The organism is Rhodospirillum sp. A1_3_36 (assembly GCF_047263945.1).
Taxonomy (GTDB): Bacteria; Pseudomonadota; Alphaproteobacteria; order Rhodospirillales; family Rhodospirillaceae; genus Rhodospirillum.
The window spans coordinates 1,013,677-1,032,847 of record NZ_JBLAVB010000001.1; the positions used below are offsets into that span (position 1 = coordinate 1,013,677).

At 58.8% G+C, this 19,171-nt stretch carries 17 protein-coding genes; 13 read left to right on the forward strand and 4 right to left on the reverse strand.

Translation table 11 applies throughout. The features are described from left to right. The first annotated feature begins 686 nt into the window (after window positions 1–686). A complete protein-coding gene (locus ACLIRY_RS04405; protein ID WP_413204123.1) occupies window positions 687–1,118 on the forward strand; it encodes a bacteriohemerythrin in 432 nt (143 codons plus the stop codon). Here ACLIRY_RS04405 and ACLIRY_RS04410 read toward each other — a convergent pair whose 3' ends face one another. Both ACLIRY_RS04410 and ACLIRY_RS04415 read right to left on the reverse strand, forming a co-directional pair. Beyond that, window positions 1,119–1,538 carry a response regulator gene (locus tag ACLIRY_RS04410; protein WP_413204124.1) on the reverse strand — a complete coding sequence of 140 codons (420 nt, stop codon included), beginning with the start codon at window positions 1,536–1,538 and terminating at the stop codon, window positions 1,119–1,121. It lies immediately after the preceding gene. An 83-nt stretch (window positions 1,539–1,621) separates the two neighbouring features. Continuing rightward, window positions 1,622–2,911 (reverse strand): diguanylate cyclase domain-containing protein, encoded by a 1,290-nt coding sequence (locus tag ACLIRY_RS04415; RefSeq protein ID WP_413204125.1) that lies wholly within the window; start codon window positions 2,909–2,911, stop codon window positions 1,622–1,624. 554 nt (window positions 2,912–3,465) lie between these two features. Here ACLIRY_RS04415 and ACLIRY_RS04420 point away from each other — a divergent pair. The 7 genes from ACLIRY_RS04420 (at window position 3,466) to ACLIRY_RS04450 (ending at window position 13,562) form a co-directional block, all read left to right on the forward strand. Beyond that, window positions 3,466–5,238, forward strand: a complete 1,773-nt coding sequence (locus tag ACLIRY_RS04420; protein ID WP_413204126.1) for an N-acetylglutaminylglutamine amidotransferase — start codon at window positions 3,466–3,468, stop codon at window positions 5,236–5,238. Window positions 5,239–5,242: 4 nt separating this feature from the next. Beyond that, entirely contained in the window at window positions 5,243–7,078 is a 1,836-nt protein-coding gene (gene ngg, locus ACLIRY_RS04425; RefSeq protein WP_413204127.1) for an N-acetylglutaminylglutamine synthetase, read from the forward strand. Window positions 7,079–7,214: 136 nt separating this feature from the next. After that, window positions 7,215–8,342 (forward strand): osmoprotectant NAGGN system M42 family peptidase, encoded by a 1,128-nt coding sequence (locus ACLIRY_RS04430; protein WP_413204128.1) that lies wholly within the window; start codon window positions 7,215–7,217, stop codon window positions 8,340–8,342. A gap of 315 nt (window positions 8,343–8,657) precedes the next feature. Next, window positions 8,658–9,485 (forward strand): arylamine N-acetyltransferase family protein, encoded by an 828-nt coding sequence (locus ACLIRY_RS04435; protein ID WP_413204129.1) that lies wholly within the window; start codon window positions 8,658–8,660, stop codon window positions 9,483–9,485. Window positions 9,486–9,626: 141 nt separating this feature from the next. Continuing rightward, window positions 9,627–10,931, forward strand: coding sequence for an ergothioneine biosynthesis protein EgtB (gene egtB, locus ACLIRY_RS04440; protein ID WP_413204130.1), 1,305 nt, complete (start codon window positions 9,627–9,629; stop codon window positions 10,929–10,931). Window positions 10,932–10,933: 2 nt separating this feature from the next. Beyond that, complete coding sequence (gene egtD, locus ACLIRY_RS04445) at window positions 10,934–11,905, forward strand: L-histidine N(alpha)-methyltransferase (protein WP_413204131.1); 972 nt, start codon at window positions 10,934–10,936, stop codon at window positions 11,903–11,905. A 580-nt stretch (window positions 11,906–12,485) separates the two neighbouring features. After that, entirely contained in the window at window positions 12,486–13,562 is a 1,077-nt protein-coding gene (locus ACLIRY_RS04450) for an AbrB family transcriptional regulator (RefSeq protein WP_413204132.1), read from the forward strand. On the opposite strand, the gene ACLIRY_RS04455 is transcribed toward ACLIRY_RS04450, so the two are convergent. Both ACLIRY_RS04455 and ACLIRY_RS04460 read right to left on the reverse strand, forming a co-directional pair. After that, window positions 13,550–14,167, reverse strand: coding sequence for a class I SAM-dependent methyltransferase (locus tag ACLIRY_RS04455; protein ID WP_413204133.1), 618 nt, complete (start codon window positions 14,165–14,167; stop codon window positions 13,550–13,552). The two genes, ACLIRY_RS04450 and ACLIRY_RS04455, sit on opposite strands and share 13 nt — an antisense overlap. A gap of 173 nt (window positions 14,168–14,340) precedes the next feature. Next, window positions 14,341–15,081 carry a GntR family transcriptional regulator gene (locus ACLIRY_RS04460; protein WP_413204134.1) on the reverse strand — a complete coding sequence of 247 codons (741 nt, stop codon included), beginning with the start codon at window positions 15,079–15,081 and terminating at the stop codon, window positions 14,341–14,343. Between the two features lie 278 nt (window positions 15,082–15,359). Here ACLIRY_RS04460 and ACLIRY_RS04465 point away from each other — a divergent pair, with 278 nt between their 5' ends. The 5 genes from ACLIRY_RS04465 to ACLIRY_RS04485 all read left to right on the forward strand — a co-directional run bounded on the left by ACLIRY_RS04465 (window position 15,360) and on the right by ACLIRY_RS04485 (window position 19,136). After that, window positions 15,360–15,665, forward strand: a complete 306-nt coding sequence (locus tag ACLIRY_RS04465; RefSeq protein WP_413204135.1) for a phenol hydroxylase subunit — start codon at window positions 15,360–15,362, stop codon at window positions 15,663–15,665. A 142-nt stretch (window positions 15,666–15,807) separates the two neighbouring features. Continuing rightward, window positions 15,808–16,800, forward strand: a complete 993-nt coding sequence (locus tag ACLIRY_RS04470; RefSeq protein WP_413204136.1) for an aromatic/alkene monooxygenase hydroxylase subunit beta — start codon at window positions 15,808–15,810, stop codon at window positions 16,798–16,800. Window positions 16,801–16,824: 24 nt separating this feature from the next. Beyond that, complete coding sequence (locus ACLIRY_RS04475; protein WP_413204137.1) at window positions 16,825–17,100, forward strand: MmoB/DmpM family protein; 276 nt, start codon at window positions 16,825–16,827, stop codon at window positions 17,098–17,100. A gap of 57 nt (window positions 17,101–17,157) precedes the next feature. After that, window positions 17,158–18,672 carry an aromatic/alkene/methane monooxygenase hydroxylase/oxygenase subunit alpha gene (locus ACLIRY_RS04480; RefSeq protein ID WP_413204138.1) on the forward strand — a complete coding sequence of 505 codons (1,515 nt, stop codon included), beginning with the start codon at window positions 17,158–17,160 and terminating at the stop codon, window positions 18,670–18,672. 92 nt (window positions 18,673–18,764) lie between these two features. Further along, window positions 18,765–19,136 carry a phenol hydroxylase subunit P4 gene (locus ACLIRY_RS04485; RefSeq protein WP_413204139.1) on the forward strand — a complete coding sequence of 124 codons (372 nt, stop codon included), beginning with the start codon at window positions 18,765–18,767 and terminating at the stop codon, window positions 19,134–19,136. Window positions 19,137–19,171 lie beyond the last annotated feature (35 nt).

A 19,171-nucleotide genomic window follows, 5' to 3' on the forward strand; every position in this document is an offset into this window, starting at 1 on the left:
CTCATTTTTTCAATAATTTATACCAAGCAGCGCGGGTTGAAACCCAGGCCGCTTTTCTTGCGTTCAAACGCCAGGCGGGCTTTTACGCGCCATAAGGCGCGGCGGCCACTTGGCCGCTTCCAAGGTGCGCTGAGGCAAACTCACCGCACCTGGGTATTAGTCATTATTCCCGCGCATGCAGGAATCCAGGGTAGGCACAGGCAACGGAGGCAAAACCCGCAACGCCAGAGCGCTTGAGCACCGACACCAAAATCAACCCTGGATGCCCGTTTTCACGGACATGACGGAAACCATTGAATTCACGGCATGAATTTTGGGTTGATCTCGAAGGCACTCAAAAAAAACAAGATAAAACACAGCCCCCTCCCCAAAAGGCATCGACTAGGCGATATAGCGAATAGATGAAGCCCGCCGTATGATTCGTGACATTTCTGCGGCAACCCTATCATTTTTTATCCACAAAGCTGGCAATCACTGGCAAAATGTCTAGAGGCTGAAAGGAACCATCCTAAAAGGTGGCATTATATGGACGCGTCCAAAATGATCTGGGAAAATGGTAACTTCATCCAATACTGAGAATATGATCGAAAGAAATTTGCGGAAAGGCGGATGAACGGCGTGAACGTGAATGGCACGAACAAGGAAAACGCATATCTGTGCGGCGATATGCGGCTGATAGGTAAAGAATGTCACTGATCAAATGGTCCGATAAAATGAGCGTTGGAAACGCTGCGCTGGACAAAGACCATCAAACGCTCCTTAAAATTCTCAATCAATTCCATGCTGTGGTTCGAGGCCGAATCGGGCGCGAGGTCATTCCCGGACTTTTCGAGGAATTAGCCCATTACACCGAATACCATTTCGGCATGGAAGAACGTCTCATGCGCATGTGTGCCTATGAAGGCCTCGAGCAGCATAAAGTCTTGCACGATGGCCTGAAACGGCGTGTCCAAAACTTCAAGGACCGCCACTCCAAGGATCCTGACAGTTTTCCCGTTTTGGAAATGTTCGACTTTCTATCCGATTGGATGATGCGTCACATTCTCCGCGAAGACATGAAGATCGCAGAAGCCATACAGAATGCCAAAAACAGGTCCCAAAAAAGCTCCAACTCATGATCAATGGGGCGGCAGCTTCACCAAAGTGCACCAAAACTGCTCGATACCCCGAACCACATCAATGAATTGGTCAAAATCAACCGGCTTGACGATATAGCAATTCGCATGCAGATCGTAGCTTTTCGTAATATCTGCCTCGGCCTGAGAGGTGGTCAGGACAATCACAGGAATACGCTTTAAATCCGCATCCTCTTTTAACTCGGCCAATACCTCCCTGCCATCCTTCCGGGGCAAGTTGAGGTCCAAAAGAATCAGGTCCGGCTGCGGAACCGACGTATACAGAGGCTCACGCCGCAAAAAGGCCATCGCCTCAATCCCATCTTGCACCACATGCAGATTAATGGGCAGCCCCCCCTCCTTGAAGGCTTCGGACGCGAGACGAGCATCACCCGGGTTGTCCTCGACCAACAATATATCCATGACCCACAAATTCCTTTCGTTTCCCCGACCATCGAAAGCCCGATACGTCGTCCAGTAGGGATGCAGGGTATCGGCCCTTGGAATTATAAGGGCTCTGCGCCGAGATCCGCGAAGACAAAACGATTTTTGCCCGCTCGTTTTGCCTTGTACATGGCCTCGTCGGCCGCATGCAACAAATGCTCTGGGCCCATGCCGTCCTTAGGACAAGTCGCAACACCGACGCTTGCGGAAAGCAAGAGCGTCCCACACTCCATTTCATAGGGCTGAGACAGGGCATCCACCACCTTAATCGCCACCGCCTCAGCGTCATGGGGCTGATTAACCTCACTCAACACCACGGTAAATTCATCCCCGCCAAGACGGGCCACTTCGTCAGAGACGCGCACCGCCCGCCGCAACCGCAAGGCAACTTCCTTCAGGACCAGATCACCGACATCATGGCCTTGATTGTCGTTCACATCCTTGAACCCATCCAAATCGACAAACAACAAACTCAACTGCCGACCATACCGGCGATTGCGCTCGATTCCGGAAGCCAAAAGCTTCAGGAACAGGGGGCGATTGGGCAAACCCGTCAGGGAATCGGTGGTGGCCTGCCGGATCAATTCATCCTCTGCCCGACGCCGGAAGGTGACATCGGAAAAGATCACCACATAGCCAACAGCTTGCCCCAACCCATCTCGCACCACGTTGATCCGAATCCATTCAGGACGAATTTGTCCATCGCGACGCCGGTTCCAAATCTCCCCCTCCCAGCTCCCCTCTTCCTTCAAGCGGGCCCACAGCGCATCATAGAAGTCTTGATCATGGACATTGGGCAGCAGGAAATGGGCAGACTTTCCCTCCACTTCCCCAGCGGCACACCCCATGACTTCCAGATAGGCAGGGTTGACCCGGGAGACCACACCTCGGGTATCCATGACCAACATACCCGTATCCGTATTGTTGAAAGCGGCCTCAGATAACAGCAATTGGCGGCGGGTTCTCTGACGTTCAATAGCGTGAAGAATGGAGCGGCGAATCAACTCCCCGTCCCCCTTTCCCTTCACGAGATAATCCTGGGCACCCCGCTGAACGGCCTGAACCGCCACGGAAAAATCATCCAGACCTGACATCACCACCACCGGCGTCTCATCTACAGCGGCAATGAGACGCTCCAGGGTGGACAATCCCTGGCTATCAGGAAGGAAAAGATCAAGCAGGACCACACCAAAGGCCCGTTCCCCCAAGGCCTCCATGGCACCCGCGAGGTCCGACCGCACGACGACCCGGAAATGCACATCTGTTTGCTCAGAAAGATTAATCTCAATCAACCGACTGTCGCCAGGATTGTCCTCCACCACAAGAACGTCTATCGGCCGTTCAAACAGCATTTCCCGACTATGCCCTTCCCCAATTCAGAGGAACCGCCCCTTTCGGCCACAGCCCTCCTCGCCCCTCTCCCAATAGGACCACACCATAGTCCGCTTCCAACGGAGGGTCCACAATCTCTGATCACCTGAAAACAAAAACCGCATCCGAAACAATCTCGAGTAAAATCAAATAAAACTTACCGAGCAACAATACAAAAATCTTCTTTAACCTGCATTACTTTGAGAAATAATTTCACAATATTGACAAAAAACTTCAGAAACATCAAATGTCGTGAAGATCACAGGAAACATGTTGCGATGCGCCGTATCATTTCCTACCTTTAAGAAGGTGGTGGCATTGGCATGAATACGGGAATGGCGCTCAAGCCTGCGCCCATTTAACTTAGTGGTTGGACGTTTCCTTTAGATAGAGGACGTTTCCTTTGGATAGAGCACGTGTTCCGGGATCCACGACAGCTCAACAGCCCCTCCTTTTTCGGGCGCCGACCGGCCATCTGTGCTCCCCCCAATCCGACTCCCCCTTCAAAAAAAGACACGAGGTTTGAACGGACGATATGTGTGGACTTAGCGGCGAGATTCGATTTGATGGAACAATGGCGGATACGCGGGCAGTCGCGGCCATGGTGGACGCCATGGTTCCCCGGGGTCCCGACAGCGGTGGTGTCTGGTCCCAAGGGTCCGCGGCCTTCGGTCACCGTCGCTTAAAAATCATCGACCTGTCCGAGACGGCCCAACAACCGATGGTTGATTCAACCTTGGGACTGACCATCGCCTTTAACGGCTGCATCTATAATTATAAGGAGCTGCGCACCGAACTAGAGGGCAAGGGGTATCGGTTCTTTTCCCAGGGCGACACGGAAGTGATCCTGAAGGCCTATCACCACTGGGGTCCAGATTGCGTGCGCCAGTTCCACGGCATGTTCGCCTTCGCCATTCGGGAGCGGGATTCGGGCCGCACCGTCCTCGCCCGAGACCGGCTGGGGATCAAACCGCTCTACATTTCGGAGCGTCCGGGACGTCTGCGCTTTGCCTCCTCCCTGCCCGCCTTACTGGCCGCAGGAGACCTGGACACGAGCATCGATCCTGAAGCCCTGCACCACTATATGAGCTTCCACGCCGTGGTCCCGGCGCCCCTGACCATCCTGCGCGGGATCCGCAAGATCCCCCCCGCCACGGTCACGGTCATCGAAGCCGATGGCAGCCGCAAGAGCGAAACCTATTGGACCCTGTCGGTGAACCCCATAGCCGAGGACAAGGCCATTTCCGCCGAAGAGTGGGAAGAGCGGGTGATGGGCGCCCTGCGCACTGCGGTGAAGCGCCGTCTGGTGGCGGATGTTCCCGTGGGCGTGTTGCTCTCGGGCGGCCTGGACTCCAGCCTCATCACCGGACTGCTGGCGGAAGCCGGGCAGACCGGCCTCAAGACCTTCTCGGTCGGCTTCGAGGCAGCAGGCGGAGAGAAAGGCGATGAGTTCCAATATTCGGACATCGTGGCCAAGCATTACGGCACAGATCACCACCAGATCTTCGTCCCCTCGGACAAATTGCTTGAAACCCTACCGCGCACGTTCCAAGCCATGAACGAACCCATGGTGTCCTACGATAACGTGGGATTCTTCCTGCTGTCCCAGGAAGTCTCCAAACATGTTAAAGTGGTGCAAAGTGGCCAGGGAGCCGACGAAGTCTTCGGCGGGTACCATTGGTATCCCCCCCTGCTGAACAGCATGGATCCGGTCGCAGACTACGCCAAGGTCTTCTTCGACCGCTCCCATGCGGAGATGGCCGACGTGCTGGAGCCGGGCATGCTCGGCCAAGACGCCAGCTTGGCCTTCGTCGCCAACCACTTCGGCCAACCGGGTGCCGACCGCGCCGTGGATAAGGCCCTGCGCCTGGACACCACGGTCATGCTGGTGGACGACCCCGTCAAACGGGTAGACAGCATGACCATGGCCTGGGGACTGGAAGCCCGGGTGCCCTTCCTGGATCACGACCTGGTGGAGCTGGCCGGTCATGTCCCGGCAGAATTGAAACTGGCCGACGGCGGCAAAGGCGTGCTCAAAAGCGGTGCCCGCAAGATCATTCCTAACGCGGTGATCGACCGACCCAAGGGATACTTCCCCGTCCCCGCCCTGAAGTACATCGAAGGTCCCTATCTGGAGATGGTCCGCGATACCATGGATTCGGCCAAAGCGCGGAACCGGGGCATTTTCAAACGGGACTACGTGGAGATGCTGATGGATGCTCCAAAAGACCACATCACGCCCCTTAGGGGCTCCAAGCTGTGGCAAGTGGCCATGCTGGAACTCTGGCTCCAAACCCACGGAGTGTGAGCCCATGACTGTGAAACCCGAGGCCAGTTCCAATCACGACGCCCCCAACAAGGGCAGGCAAGATACGGGCACCCAGGATTCGGACGATTCAACCTTTACCGAAGCCTATATGCGCATGGCGTCCTTGAAAAATTGGGGGCGTGCTCCGGAGAAAACCAGGGATGCCCTGACGGACAACACCATCCTGGACTGTGGCTGGGGGCGTTTGGTCTTCGGCCAAACCTTTTCGGACAGCCGCCAACTGGCCGATGTCCTGCGCGAGGAATTGCCGGGACGCCGGGACATCGCCATTTACCTGCGTGACCCCCATGTGGTCCTGTCCCTCGCCCCACAGGAGCTATTCCTGGATCCCAGCCACACCTTCCGGCTTTGGTTCAAGGACTACACCCCAAGGCAGGACAAGCTCCCGAGTCCTCTGATCCGCCGGATCGAAAGCCTGTCCGATACCGAATGCGCCGACCGCATCTACCGGTCGCGCCATATGGTCCCCCCTTACGAGGGTTTCATCTGGCGGAATCGGGACAGTTCCGTCCTGACCTATCTGGTGGCGGAGGATCATCGTACCGGCGCCGTTGTCGGCGTTGTCACCGGCGTGGACCACAAGCATGCCATCAATGATCCGGACAACGGCTCCAGCCTTTGGGCCCTGGCAGTCGATCCCCAATGCCAGGTGCCCGGCGTGGGGGAAGCCCTGGTTCGGAAACTGGCAGAACTGTTCAAAGCGCGGGGCCGGGACTTCATGGACCTCTCGGTGATGCACGACAACGAACAGGCCATCGCCCTTTATGAAAAACTCGGGTTCAAGCAAATCCCGGTCTTCGCCCTGAAAAACAAGAATAGCATCAATGAAAAGCTCTTCGTCGGACCGGTCTATGACGATGCGCTCAATCCCTACGCCAAGATCATCGTCAACGAAGCCCGGCGCCGGGGTATCCAGGTAGAGGTAGTCGACCAGGAAGGGAGCTATTTTACGCTCAGCTTTGGGGGGCGGGCCATCACTTGCCGGGAAAGCCTGTCCGAACTGACCAGCGCGGTTGCCATGAGCCGCTGTGATGACAAGGCCGTCACCCGCCGCCTTCTCGAAAAGGCTGGGCTGTCCGTCCCCGACCAGATATCGGTGACTGACAATGCCCGCGCCCAAGCCTTCCTCGCCACCCACGGCAGCGTGGTGGTCAAGCCTGCCCGGGGCGAGCAGGGCAAAGGGATCAGCGTCGACGTCACAGGGCCTGAGGAACTGGCCCGGGCCATCGACGCCGCGCGACCCTATTGCGATCACGTGATCCTGGAACAATTCGTCAAAGGCGACGACCTCCGCATTATCGTCATTGATTTCAAGGTGGTCGCCGCAGCGGTGCGGAGGCCTCCCCATGTGACCGGCGACGGCAAGCACACTGTTCGTGAATTGATCGAGAAGCTCAGTCGGCGCCGCGCCGCAGCCACGGGGGGAGAAAGCACCATTCCCATGGATGGGGAAACCGAACGGGTGGTCCGCCTTGCCGGGTACGAGATGGACGGTCTTCTGCCGACGGGCGAGACGCTGGCCGTGCGCAAAACGGCCAACCTTCACACCGGCGGAACCATCCACGATGTGACGGATCGTTTGCACCGGGCCTTGGTGGACGCAGCCGTGCGTGCCGCCCAGGTGCTGGACATCCCCGTGGTCGGCTTGGACTTCCTGGTGCCTGCGATAACCGGCCCCGACCACGTGATCATCGAGGCCAACGAACGCCCGGGGTTAGCCAACCATGAACCCCAGCCCACGGCGGAGCGGTTCATCGACCTGCTCTTCCCCCAAACCCGTCTGGCGCCCCCGACGGACCATCGCACGGATTCCAATTAATGCTCCACTTTTCCCATGGTGACCGGGAAAAGGCCCATTGGGGGGTTAAGCCAATGGAATAAAGAGGCTAAAGTACCGGGAATGGCCCACACCAATGGGCCTTGCATATTCCCTCCAGACCTAAAGGACATATTCTGTGCCCCGCGTTCCCGTCGATAAGGACTACATCCAAGCCGTTCTCAAACGCCTCCTGGAAACGCCCTCGCCGTCAGGTCTGACGGACGCGGTGGTCCATGTGGTCTGCGAGGAATTGGAGAGCCTGGGCATTGCTTTCGAGATCACCCGGCGGGGCGCCATCCGCGCCAATATCCCTGGTATCCGCTACAGCCCTGACCGAGCGATCATCAGCCATCTGGACACCTTGGGCTGCATGGTGAAAAACCTGAAAGACAATGGCCGCCTGGAAATTGTCCCCATCGGCTTCTGGTCCGCCCGTATGGCCGAGGGCGCCCGGGTGACGGTCTATTCCGATGGACCGCGCATGTTCCGGGGCTCAGTCCTGCCCCTTAAGGCCTCGGGGCACGTCTATAACAAGGAAATCGACACCCAGGAGGTCTCCTGGAGCAACGTGGAAGTCCGCCTGGATGAAATCGTCCACACCAAAGCCGATCTGATCAATCTGGGGCTCAACGTCGGCGACCATATTTCTGTCGACCCCACCCCCGAATTCTCGGAAAGTGGCTTCATCGTCTCCCGACACCTGGACGACAAGGCCGGCGTCGCCGCTGCCCTTGCCGCAGCCAAAGCGGTCAATGAAAGCGACGTCCGCATCCCGGTGGATTGCCACTTGCTCTTCACCATTTCCGAAGAAGTCGGCGTCGGCGCCTCGCACATCCTACATGGAGATGTGGCGGAAATGGTCTCCATCGACAACGGCACCATTGCACCGGGCCAGAACACCAGTGAATTCGGCGTGACCATTGCCATGCAGGATTCCAGCGGTCCCTTCGACTGGCATCTGACCCACAAGCTGATCGACATGTGCCGCGCCCATGGGATCGAGCACAGCCGGGACGTCTTCCGCTATTATCGCTCCGACGCGGCCAGCGCGCTTGAGGCCGGAAACGACATCCGTACTTCGCTGATCTGCTTCGCCTGCGACGGCTCTCATGGCTATGAGCGGACCCACATCCGCTCCCTGGAAGCACTGGCGGAGCTTCTGGCCCTCTACATGCAATCCGACCCCCTGTTCAAGCGGGACTCCAAGGCAATGGGCCCCATCAGCGACTTCCCAGACCCGCAGTTGCAGGGTGGGGCGGAATAGCCCCCCCTTGTCGGCTTCGGTGCTGGTCCCACACGACCTTCACCGCGCCGACCTCTTTCTGTCGATGACCCTTCAATCGAAACAGCGGCCAAAGCAAACGAGGCTCCAAGAGACACTGTCGTGCAGTTTGTCCAGCCACAACCGCCTGGGGCCTTTCGGCCCCTGCCTGGCCAAAGAGGGGGGGGACGGGGCAAAGCCCCGAGACGACGAAGGAGTTTTTCCGCACCCTGTTAGGGCTTTTTGCGTAAAAGTAGCCACTGGTTTTGCGCAAGATGCTCTCCACATCTCCTCCCGTCCCCCTCCTTGGATCTCCCCATGGCTTTCGACCTCACCCGCTATCTCACCCGCATCGGTTTGACCGAGGCGCCGCCCCCGACAGTGGAGGGATTGGCCCGCCTGCACTGGGCGCAAATGACGACCCTGCCCTTCGAGAACATCGACCCCCTGACCGGTGTCCTGCCCGGCCTGACAAACGAATCCCTTGACAGCAAGCTGATCCAAGGCGGTCGGGGAGGCTACTGTGTGGAGCTCAACGGCCTGTTGGCCCAGGCCTTGCCCCTGCTTGGCTTTCAGTCCCGGTCCGTGCTGGCCCGGGTTCGCCTGGGCGCAGCGCAAGGGGGCTGGCGGTCCCATTATGCCCATCTGGTAACCCAAGACGACCAGGATTGGATCATCGACACGGGATTCGGCGGGGATACCTACCAAGCGCCCCTCAGCCTTTCAACCCCCGGAGAGCAAGTCCTTGGTGACGGAATTTTCCGCCAAAGACCCGATCCCGAGACGGGCGAGACCGTAATCGAACGGAAGAAGCCCGATGGAAGCTGGTTTTCCCTCTATAGCTTCGACCGCATTGTGGTTACCCCGCCGGATGTCGACGCCGTAAACATCTTGTCCACCCATCCCGCCAGCCGGATGTTTCCGCATCACCTGATGGTCGCCATAGCCATACCGGGAGGACGACTGACTCTCCTGGATCGCACCCACAAGCGGGTCATCGACGGTCAGGAAGAAAGCCGAGAGGTAACCTCGGCGGAAGACTTGGGCGCGCTACTCACCGGCCCCTTCCGCTTGACCCTGGACGACGGCTTGATCGGCGCGGTCTGGGAGCGGGTTCTGGCCGCGCCTCCCCTCCCACCGCGATAGGGGATTCCCCCTAATTCTCGCGGTGTCACGGACGCATTTCACAAAATGTTGACCAAAAAATCCGGGGAACGATTGGCGATCTCCGGATTTAATCCCCAAATGGCACTCAAGTAGAAGGGTGATAGGGGAGGAATCCAGACCATGAGCACCGCGATCCAGACCGGGTCCAATACCCGGGCGGACATAGATCTCTTAGGCCGCCGCCTCACCGACACCCGCCGAAGAACTGAAGCGCTCGCCGCTCCCCTCTCGCCCGAAGATCAGGTGGTTCAGTCCATCACGGACTGTAGCCCGACAAAATGGCATTTGGCCCATGTGTCCTGGTTCTTCGAAACCTTCCTGCTCACCCCATCTCTTCCCGGCTACACCCCCTTCGACCCGCTCTACGCCATACTTTTCAATTCCTATTACGTGGGCGCCGGTCCCCGCCATCCCCGTCCCCAACGGGGCATGTTGACCCGCCCGCCCCTGTCCGATGTCATGGCCTACCGCGCCCATGTGGACGCTGGCATGGCAACACTTCTTTCCACCGCAGACGAAAAGACCCGGACTGCCATTGCCCCCTTGGTCGAACTCGGCATCAACCACGAGCAGCAACACCAAGAATTGCTGCTCATGGATATCCTGAACCTCTTTTCCCTGAACCCCTGTCAGCCCGCCTATGCCCCCGGCGATGGAACGTCATCGGCACCTGCCGCCCCCTTCCGCTGGATCGAGTATCCGGGCGGCATCCATGCCATCGGCCACGACGGGGCGGGATTTGCCTTCGACAACGAAGGCCCCCGCCATGACGTCCTCCTCCGGCCCTACCAACTGGGATCCCGCCCGGTCACCAATGGGGAATGGATGGCCTTCATCACAGATGGCGGATACAGCGAGGCGTCCCATTGGCTGTCCGACGGCTTCGCTACAGTCCAGGCAGAGGGCTGGGAGGCACCGCTTTACTGGGAAAAGGTGAATGGGATCTGGCATTCCCTCACCCTGCGCGGTTTCCACCCAGTGGATCCCCATGCTCCGGTGGACCACGTCAGCTATTACGAGGCCGATGCCTTTGCCCGGTGGAGCGGTAACCGGCTGCCGACGGAAGCGGAATGGGAAGTCGCTGCGACCGACCTGATCCCGGAGGGGAACACCCTGGGGTCTGGCGCCTTAGATACCCAAGCCTTGCGCCCTCGCTCTGCCCCTGCAACCGACCGGGACGAGCCCATCCAAATGTTCGGCGATGTCTGGGAGTGGACCGCCAGCCCCTACGGCGCCTATCCGGGCTTCCGCCCGCCAGAAGGCACCGTAGGCGAGTACAACGGGAAATTCATGGCCAATCAGATGGTCTTACGTGGCGGATGCTGTGCCACGCCAGAGGGGCATTCCCGCGCCACCTACCGCAATTTCTTCTATCCACACCAACGTTGGGCCTTCTCGGGCCTGCGTCTGGCAAGGGACGTTTAACCATGACCAATACCGCCACCCAAATCCGCCCGCCCGAAGCTCAGACCGGCCAGGATGAGTTCGCCCAGGCGGTCCTGGACGGCCTGCAGAGCACCCCAAAAGCCATTCCCTCCAAATTCTTCTATGACACCAAGGGATCCCATCTGTTCGAGCAGATTTGCGAATTGGAGGAGTATTATCCCACCCGCGTTGAACTGGGGATCCTTGAGGCTCACGCGCCGGATATCGCTGCCATCGCCGGGCCGGATACCACCCTGGTCGAATTCGGCAGCGGTGCCGGAGTCAAGGTTCGCTTGCTCCTGGATGCCCTGGATGCCCCGCGGGCCTATGTGCCCATCGACATCTCCCGCGACCACCTGCTGGCCTCAAGCGCCCAACTCAACGCCGACTATCCGGACCTGAGCATCCTGCCCGTCCATGCCGATTTCGCCACGCCCTTTGACATGCCGCGCATGGCCTCATCGAACGTGGTTGGTTTCTTCCCGGGCTCCACCATTGGCAATCTCACGGCGGGAGAAGCCGAAGACTTTCTCCATTCGGCGGCCGAGACCCTGGGCAAAGGCGCGGGCATGGTCATCGGCGTCGACCTGATCAAGGACCGCGATGTGCTCCGCGCCGCCTACGACGACCGAAAAGGGGTGACCGCAGCCTTCAATCTGAACTTGCTGGAGCGTATCAACCGGGACCTGAACGGGACCTTCGACCTGAGCCACTTCACCCACAAGGCCCTGTTCAACGAGACTGAGTCCCGCATCGAAATGCATATCGAGGCCACCCAGGCCCAGACCGTGACCGTGGCGGGGCGCCCCATCTCCTTCGAGAAAGGAGAACGGATCCACACGGAAAATTCCCACAAATACACGGTGCCCGGCTTCTCGGCCCTGGCGGGTCGAGCGGGGTGGTCCCTGCGCGCCGTTTGGACCGACGAGAACGACTGGTTTGCCGTCCTTTACCTACAACGCCTCGATGGGTGATGGAAGCACGGCTGTCAGGCCCTTGGAAACGGACCTGATTGGGGGCGTGGAGCATCGGACCATGGAGATCGTTCCCAACCGGAACACTTGGCCAACCTTGGCCTCGAAGGCACTCTAAAACTAATAGCACGAGAGTGAAACGGGGCCAGCGTGACTCAAGCTGATCCGGTTTCACTCTAACCATTTGATCTAACAGCCTATCACTGTCGGGGCCGAGACCGGGGTCTTTGGGCTGGACGCTTCGCTCCAGGCCGTACTTTGGCAGAGGTGCTCCGGCGGATTTGACGGCGCTTCACGGTCTTCCGCGCCCCCACGTTCACCACGATGATCAAAAACACGATGATGATGCTGTAGGCAATCGTCCGCGCAGTATCCAAATCCATGAACAGCCCTTTCCCCCTCTTTCCGACGTCCTTTTTTGCCACAACACGATGGCCGATGACAGACCCTGAAACCAAAAGAGGGAATCCGTAATTCCGCAAGGAAGACAATCCGGTCGGATCGTCCTATAAGACAGGTAGTATGCCGTTGATACAGACCGTTATTCCGAATCACGTGCCGCCCCACGGAGCATCCTCCCTTGCCCTTTAAGATCACCCCCCGCCTGTTGCTCACCCTATTGATCGGAGCCCTGGGCGGACTGGTGTTTTCCTGGCTCAAGCTGCCGCTCGCCTGGATGATCGGCTCCATGTTGTTCACCACCATCGCCGCCCTCTCGGAAGTGCGGCTGGAGGCGCCCCGCCAAATGCGCCTGGCCGTCGTCCCCATTCTGGGAGTCCTGCTCGGTGCCGCCTTCACCCCTCAGACGCTCTCACACATCCACGAATGGGGGTGGACTATTGCCGCCCTCTTTCTCTATGGAGCGGTGGTCACCGGCACGGTCTCCCTGATCTTGAACCGTCTTTTCGGCTATGACGGTCGCACCGCGTTCCTGGGCGCCGCACCGGGAGGCATCAACGACCTGATCCTGCTGGCCCAGCAATACCATGCCAACGACCGGGCCGTTTCGCTGATGCATGCCATCCGCATCCTGGTGGCAGTGATGACCATCCCCCTCTATTTCCGCTTCGTCTATGGAATCACCACCTCAGGCGGTGGCCCGAACTATACGCCCTTGGATGCCCTGTCACTCATCGATGCCCTGATGCTCGCGGCCTGTGCCCTTCTGGGCTACTGGCTCGGCAAGGTTTTAAAGCTCCCCGCATACGCCATTTTCGGCCCGATGATCCTCTCCGCAGGCCTCCATTTTGGCGGTTTTACTGCGGCCAAACCGCCAACGGTACTCATTCAGGCGGCCCAGGTGATTATCGGCGCCACCATCGGCTGTCGCTTCCTGGGTGTATCCCTGTCGATCATGTTCCGTGACATGCTTATCGCCGCAGCCTCCGGTCTCGCCATGGTGGGTCTGGCCGTGGGCTTTGCCGCAATCCTCGCTCCCATCACAGGGTTCGGTGTGGGCGAGATCGTTCTGGCTTTTTCCCCTGGCGGCCTCATGGAAATGGGCTTGATCAGCATCGCCATGGGGTTCGACCCGGCCTTCGTCTCGGCCCACCACTTGGCGCGCATCGTCATGGTGATCGTCTTTGCGCCGCTGGTTTTCAAACTGATCGTCTTGAAGCGGAGTGGTAGCGAGACGCCCGACGATCAGATCCGATAGCACATCCAGGCGTAATAGGTATCTTGGCCGATCTTCGTATCAACGGCGATATCCTCTTGGGCGTGGATCAGAAAGCCCGCCCGGGTCAGGAGTTGATTCCACATGCGCTTGCCAAACACGCTGAAGTGGTTTGGGTTTTTCTCATGGCCGATGGCCGTGTCCGGGGCCGGAACCTCCATGTAGAACAGGCCGCCAGAGCGCAGCACCCGGGCAGATTCCACCAGGGTGACAAAGGGGGCAATGGTATGTTCGATGGCATGGCGGCACCACACCAGATCAAAGGTCTCGTCCCCGAAATCCAGGAAGGTGATGTCGCTTTCCACCACGCTATATCCCTTTGATCGACAGACCTCCACATCACTACCCAGGGTCACGCCAACCGGTTCCATTCCCAGGTCCGCAAAATGACCAAGAGCCGTTCCATCGCCGCATCCCACGTCCAGAACCCGCCGTCCCCCATCGGGACCGAGTATGCCGACGAGCTGCCGCGCCATATTCGCCATATGCTGAATGGTTCCCTGGGTTGTGATCTCTGGATAGACGGATTGAGCGGCTACCCCCATGACCCGCTCGAACCGCGCGAACCGACTTTCCGCGTCACCCATCACGCCATCCCTCATAAAATACGGTCTTTTTCCTGCATTGGAGTCTACCCAAGGGAAGGCTCTCCGGCTATGGGGAAACACGCCCAGCCGTCCCGGATCGCGTCCCCCGCCCCAAGGGGCCGGTTCAGCCTTTCTCAGCAAAGAGGACCCGTCGGGCTTTGAGCCCCCATACGTCACCTCTTAGCCGCCTCCTCCCCTTGCTCGGCCTGGAACATCTTGGATAGGGCCTCAAAGGTTCTGTCGATGTGCAGTTCCGACAGACGACAGGCTTCTTCAGCGTCCCGGTTCAGGGCTGCCTCTTTAATGGCTAAATGCTCGTTATGGACATCACGGTTCACCGCACGGCCAGCCAGGGCAATACGCCGGTAGCGTTCGGTCTGCTGGTACAAGATATCGATGAAATGGTTCAGCCATCGGGACTGGGCAGCGGCGATCAGCGCTGCGTGGAAAGCACGATTGCGCTCCTCCCATTCCCCGGACAGAGAGGCGCGGTCTTGGGACTTAAATTGCTCCTCCACCTTCGACAGCCGGTGGAAACTGGCGACCACTCCGGCTTCCCAGTCGTCATCACCGTTTTCGATGGATTCCCTCAGAGCCTCCAGCTCCAGAAGCTTGCGCACCCGGGTCCCATCCTCGAAGTCACTCAATGAGATGGGCGCCACACGGAAGCCCCTCTGGCCCTCCGCCGTGACCAAGGCTTCGCCGACCAAAAGGGTCAAGGCCTCGCGGAGGGTGCTCGCGCCGACCTTATAGGTGTCCTTTAACGCCTCTACCCGGAGACGTTCGCCGGGCGTCAAAGCGCCTCGCAGAATGTCCTGGCGCATCGCCTCATAGGCGAATTCCACCAAGGTGCGCGCTCCCCGCCTCGGATCTTCCGAGGCGGCCCCCGGCGCCGTTGTGACGGTTTCCCGCATCGACTGAGTCAGCCTCTGATATCGGTCCAAGTGGCGCCTTTTTGTTCACCCAAACCTTGGCCCATGCCCAAAAATAGCCTTTTACCATCCTTCGCCCCTGTTTGCCATGGAGAAGGATCGAGACATGACGTTTCCAAAAAGATCTGCAAAAAATAGAAATCTCGAGATTTTGTTTGACAGCGGAGCACCTGGGGTGATTTCGTTAGGTCCAGGCGATATCCGATTCCTCCCGGGCAATCTGGCGGTGAGGGAGGTGGATCAACCCAAGGGAGGATCCCATGACGGTGGCAGCAGGCAATTCTCCGGAACCAGCGGCGAATGGCGAGGCCAGTGGATCTGTCCCCGGTCCGCATTCGCCTCTGGTTCGGATCCTCGGAACCCGGTTGGGACGCTTCATCGAGTTTGAATTTTCCGTCGATCGAGATCTGTCGGTGGAACTCGTCTTGCCCGTTGTGGCCTTCGAGGAATTTCGCGTCGCCCAGGGGGCGAAGCTGATCGTCGAGGATGGGGAGGCGGCCCGTCTTCTGGGCCGTCCTGGTCTCTATAAATCTCCGTCGGACTGGGAGGATAGCAACCGGTCGTGACCTTCGGGGTCTTATTCCAAGGCGTTTAGGAACCGCCTTCGGGCGCTGTTTCACTAAAGCTCACCGCCGGAGAAATTGGCGGGAAGCCACCTGAAAGAAGAGGTCGGAACAATGCGACCCAACATTGACAGGGAGATCAAACGTGACCGTTGAATTGAGGACCATGTCGCTGGAACCAAGGCGACACACCTTCGGACATATCGCCCGACGCAAGGGGGCCGACGTTCCGGCTTCACGCTACGAGGAAGGGACCCTGGACCTCCAGGCCACCGACAATTTCCATTACAAGCCCCTCTGGGAGCCCGAATATTGGGTCTATGACACCCGCAAGACGGCGGTGGTCATGGCGGATTGGTACGACCTCAAGGATCCCCGCCAGTACTACTATGCGACCTATAATATCGCCCGTGCCAATATGCAGCAGGCGGTGGAACGGACCTTCTCCTTCGTCGAGAAGCGGGCGATGCTGGATGGTCTGGATGCCGATTGGCGGGAAAAGGTCATCGATACGCTGCTGCCCATGCGCCATGTGGCCTGGGGCGCCAACATGAACATGACCAACATCTGCGACCGGGGCTATGGCACGGCAGTGACCGCGCCCTGCCAGTTCTCGGCGATGGACCACCTGGGTATGGCCCAAATCATCAGCCGGATCGGCTTGGCCCTGGATGGCAATTCCGGCGAAACCCTGGACGCCGCCAAGGCTGCCTGGATGGACTCCCCCCATTGGCAGGATATGCGCCGTCTGGTCGAGGACTCCCTGGTGCTGAAAGACTGGTTCGAACAGTACGTGGCCCAGGCCTTGGTGATCGATGGGGTCACTCATGCCTTTGCCTATGACGTCATGGATTCCGCTGGGCAGTCGAAGGGAGGGGCGCCAATCTCGATGATGACCGAGTTCATGGTCGAATGGCGAGCCGAGCAGAACCGTTGGGTGGATGCGGTCATCAAGACCGCTGCGGCGGAAAGCGATGCCAACCGGACCCTGATCTCCGGCTGGGCCAAAAACTGGTTGTCCCGGGCCATTGAGGCGGTCAAGCCGCTCTGCACGCATGTGGTGGGTGATTCCTCTGCCGCTTCTTCCATCGAAGCCGAGCTCTCCGCCCGCTTCGCCAAACTTGGGCTGGCCTTCTAGGGCAGCGATAAGGAGAGACGACCCATGGTTCAGATCGCTTCGATTACCTTTCAGAACACCGATGAGGCCCGCCCCATTATTGACGCCGTGAAGGCGGACAATCCGGGCATTCGCGTTATGGACATGCCCGGTGCGGTGAAGCTCGACCGGGACGACAGCATCGTCATCCGCAGGGCCTCCGTCGAGGAGCGGATCGGGCGGGACTGGGATCCCCAGGAGTTGCACTTGGTGCTGGTCTCCATGGCCGGCAATGTCGACGAAGACGACGATACCTTCACCCTATCCTGGTCCCACGCTTAATCGCCTGTCGAGACACCAGGACAACAAGTAAAAAAGAATGCACAGGGAAATCACGAAATGGCAGCCAAGAAACTGGGGTTGAAGCAACGCTATGCGCTTATGACCCGCGGCCTGGATTGGGAAACCACCTATCAGCCGATGGACGAGGTTTTCCCCTACGACAAGTTCGAGGGCATCAAGATCACCGACTGGTCCAAGTGGGAGGACCCCTTCCGCCTGACCATGGACAATTACTGGAAGTTTCAGGCGGAGAAGGAGCGCAAGCTTTATGCCGTTCTGGACAGCTTCGCCCAGAACAACGGGCAAATGGGTGTCTCCGACGCCAAATACATCAACGCGATCAAGCTGTTTCTGACCGGCGTCAGTCCCCTGGAATACCAGGCTCACCGAGGCTTCGCCCATGCAGGTCGGCACCTGCGCGGGGTTGGCCCCCGGGTCGCGGCGCAGATGCAGTCCCTGGACGAACTGCGTCATGTGCAGACCCAGATCCACACCATCAGCCAGTACAACAAATACTTCGACGGGTTTGCCGAATTCCGGCACATGCATGACCGGGTCTGGTACCTGTCCGTGCCCAAGTCGTTCTTTGACGATGCCCGCTCGGCCGGTCCCTTCGAGTATATGGTCGCCATCGGCTTCGCCTTCGAATACGTGCTGACCAATCTGTTGTTCGTGCCCTTCATGTCCGGCGCCGCTTACAACGGAGATATGGCCACTGTGACCTTCGGCTTTTCGGCCCAGTCCGATGAAAGCCGCCACATGACACTCGGCATTGAGGTCATCAAGTTTCTACTGGAACAACATCCCGACAACCTGCCCATCGTTCAGAAATGGGTGGATAAATGGTTCTGGCGTGGTCACCGCGTCCTTGGCCTGGTGGCCATGATGATGGATTACATGCTGCCCAAGAAGGTGATGTCCTGGAAGGAAGCCTGGGAAATCTATTTCACCGAAGCCGGTGGCGCCCTGTTCCAGGACCTGGAACGCTACGGTCTGCGGGTTCCCAAATACGCCGATGTCGCCACCGCCGAAGCAGAGCATATCTCCCACCAGAACTGGTCGATCTTCTACCAGTACACCCATGCTGCGGGCTTCCACACCTGGCTGCCCAGCGACGAGGAAATGGATTGGCTGTCGGAGAAGTATCCCAACACCTTCGATCAGTACTACCGGCCGCGCTACGAGATGTGGCGGGAGATGGAGAAAGACGGAAAGCGCTTCTACAACAATGGGCTGCCGCAACTTTGCACCACCTGTCAAATTCCCATGGGCTATACCGAGCCCGGGGATCCGACGACCATCGCGTTCCGTTCGTCGGAGTACAAGGGCGACCGGTACCACTTCTGCTCCGACGGCTGTAAGGACATCTTCGACCACGAGCCCGAGAAGTTCTCGCAGTCCTGGCTGCCGGTGCACCAAATTTTCCAGGGCAATTGCGGCGGGGCCACCGTCCCGGACGTTCTGGCCTGGTACAACATGAACATTGGCGCCGACAACATGGACCAGGCCGGATCTCCGGACCAAAAGGTCTGGGACGCCTGGAAAGCCAAGCAAGAGAAGGTCGCGGGATAGGCCGCACACGACGGGGGGCACGCCAAACCTTCGGCCCCCCGTCGTGCGCTGATCTCTCCAAAAAATGCGATCCGTCACAGGGAGATACTACTATGGGTGTCGTCAGTCTCACGCCTGACTACGAACAGCATATCGAGATCCGGGACCGCCTGGAGGCCTTCCACGGCAATCAGATTGTCTACCTTCATTGGGAAGAGCATCTGTCCTTTTGTTCGGCCATCTGCTTTCCGTTGCCGCCGGACATGCCCTTCGGGACCATGGTCGAGACCGTCCTGAAACCCCAATACGCTGCCCATCCCGACTTCGACAAGATCGATTGGGCTGCGGTGAAATGGACCGTCGATAACGCCGAAGTCACTCCGGATATGGTGGCATCCCTGACCGACAACGGGGTGGGCCACAAGTCCCTGATCCGTTTCTGGACCCCGGGGCTGCATGGCTACAAATCCGTCGGAACCTGCTAACGCGCTTTGGAAACAGGACGGAGTTCGATCCGTCC

Bases quoted from the DNA above. Each gene is read 5' to 3' on its own strand.
- ACLIRY_RS04405 (WP_413204123.1), top strand. From the start codon at position 687: ATGTCACTGATCAAATGGTCCGATAAAATGAGCGTTGGAAACGCTGCG.
- ACLIRY_RS04410 (WP_413204124.1), bottom strand. From the start codon at position 1,538: ATGGATATATTGTTGGTCGAGGACAACCCGGGTGATGCTCGTCTCGCG.
- ACLIRY_RS04415 (WP_413204125.1), bottom strand. From the start codon at position 2,911: ATGCTGTTTGAACGGCCGATAGACGTTCTTGTGGTGGAGGACAATCCT.
- ACLIRY_RS04420 (WP_413204126.1), top strand. From the start codon at position 3,466: ATGTGTGGACTTAGCGGCGAGATTCGATTTGATGGAACAATGGCGGAT.
- ngg (WP_413204127.1), top strand. From the start codon at position 5,243: ATGACTGTGAAACCCGAGGCCAGTTCCAATCACGACGCCCCCAACAAG.
- ACLIRY_RS04435 (WP_413204129.1), top strand. From the start codon at position 8,658: ATGGCTTTCGACCTCACCCGCTATCTCACCCGCATCGGTTTGACCGAG.
- egtB (WP_413204130.1), top strand. From the start codon at position 9,627: ATGAGCACCGCGATCCAGACCGGGTCCAATACCCGGGCGGACATAGAT.
- egtD (WP_413204131.1), top strand. From the start codon at position 10,934: ATGACCAATACCGCCACCCAAATCCGCCCGCCCGAAGCTCAGACCGGC.
- ACLIRY_RS04455 (WP_413204133.1), bottom strand. From the start codon at position 14,167: ATGGGTGACGCGGAAAGTCGGTTCGCGCGGTTCGAGCGGGTCATGGGG.
- ACLIRY_RS04460 (WP_413204134.1), bottom strand. From the start codon at position 15,081: ATGCGGGAAACCGTCACAACGGCGCCGGGGGCCGCCTCGGAAGATCCG.
- ACLIRY_RS04465 (WP_413204135.1), top strand. From the start codon at position 15,360: ATGACGGTGGCAGCAGGCAATTCTCCGGAACCAGCGGCGAATGGCGAG.
- ACLIRY_RS04475 (WP_413204137.1), top strand. From the start codon at position 16,825: ATGGTTCAGATCGCTTCGATTACCTTTCAGAACACCGATGAGGCCCGC.
- ACLIRY_RS04480 (WP_413204138.1), top strand. From the start codon at position 17,158: ATGGCAGCCAAGAAACTGGGGTTGAAGCAACGCTATGCGCTTATGACC.
- ACLIRY_RS04485 (WP_413204139.1), top strand. From the start codon at position 18,765: ATGGGTGTCGTCAGTCTCACGCCTGACTACGAACAGCATATCGAGATC.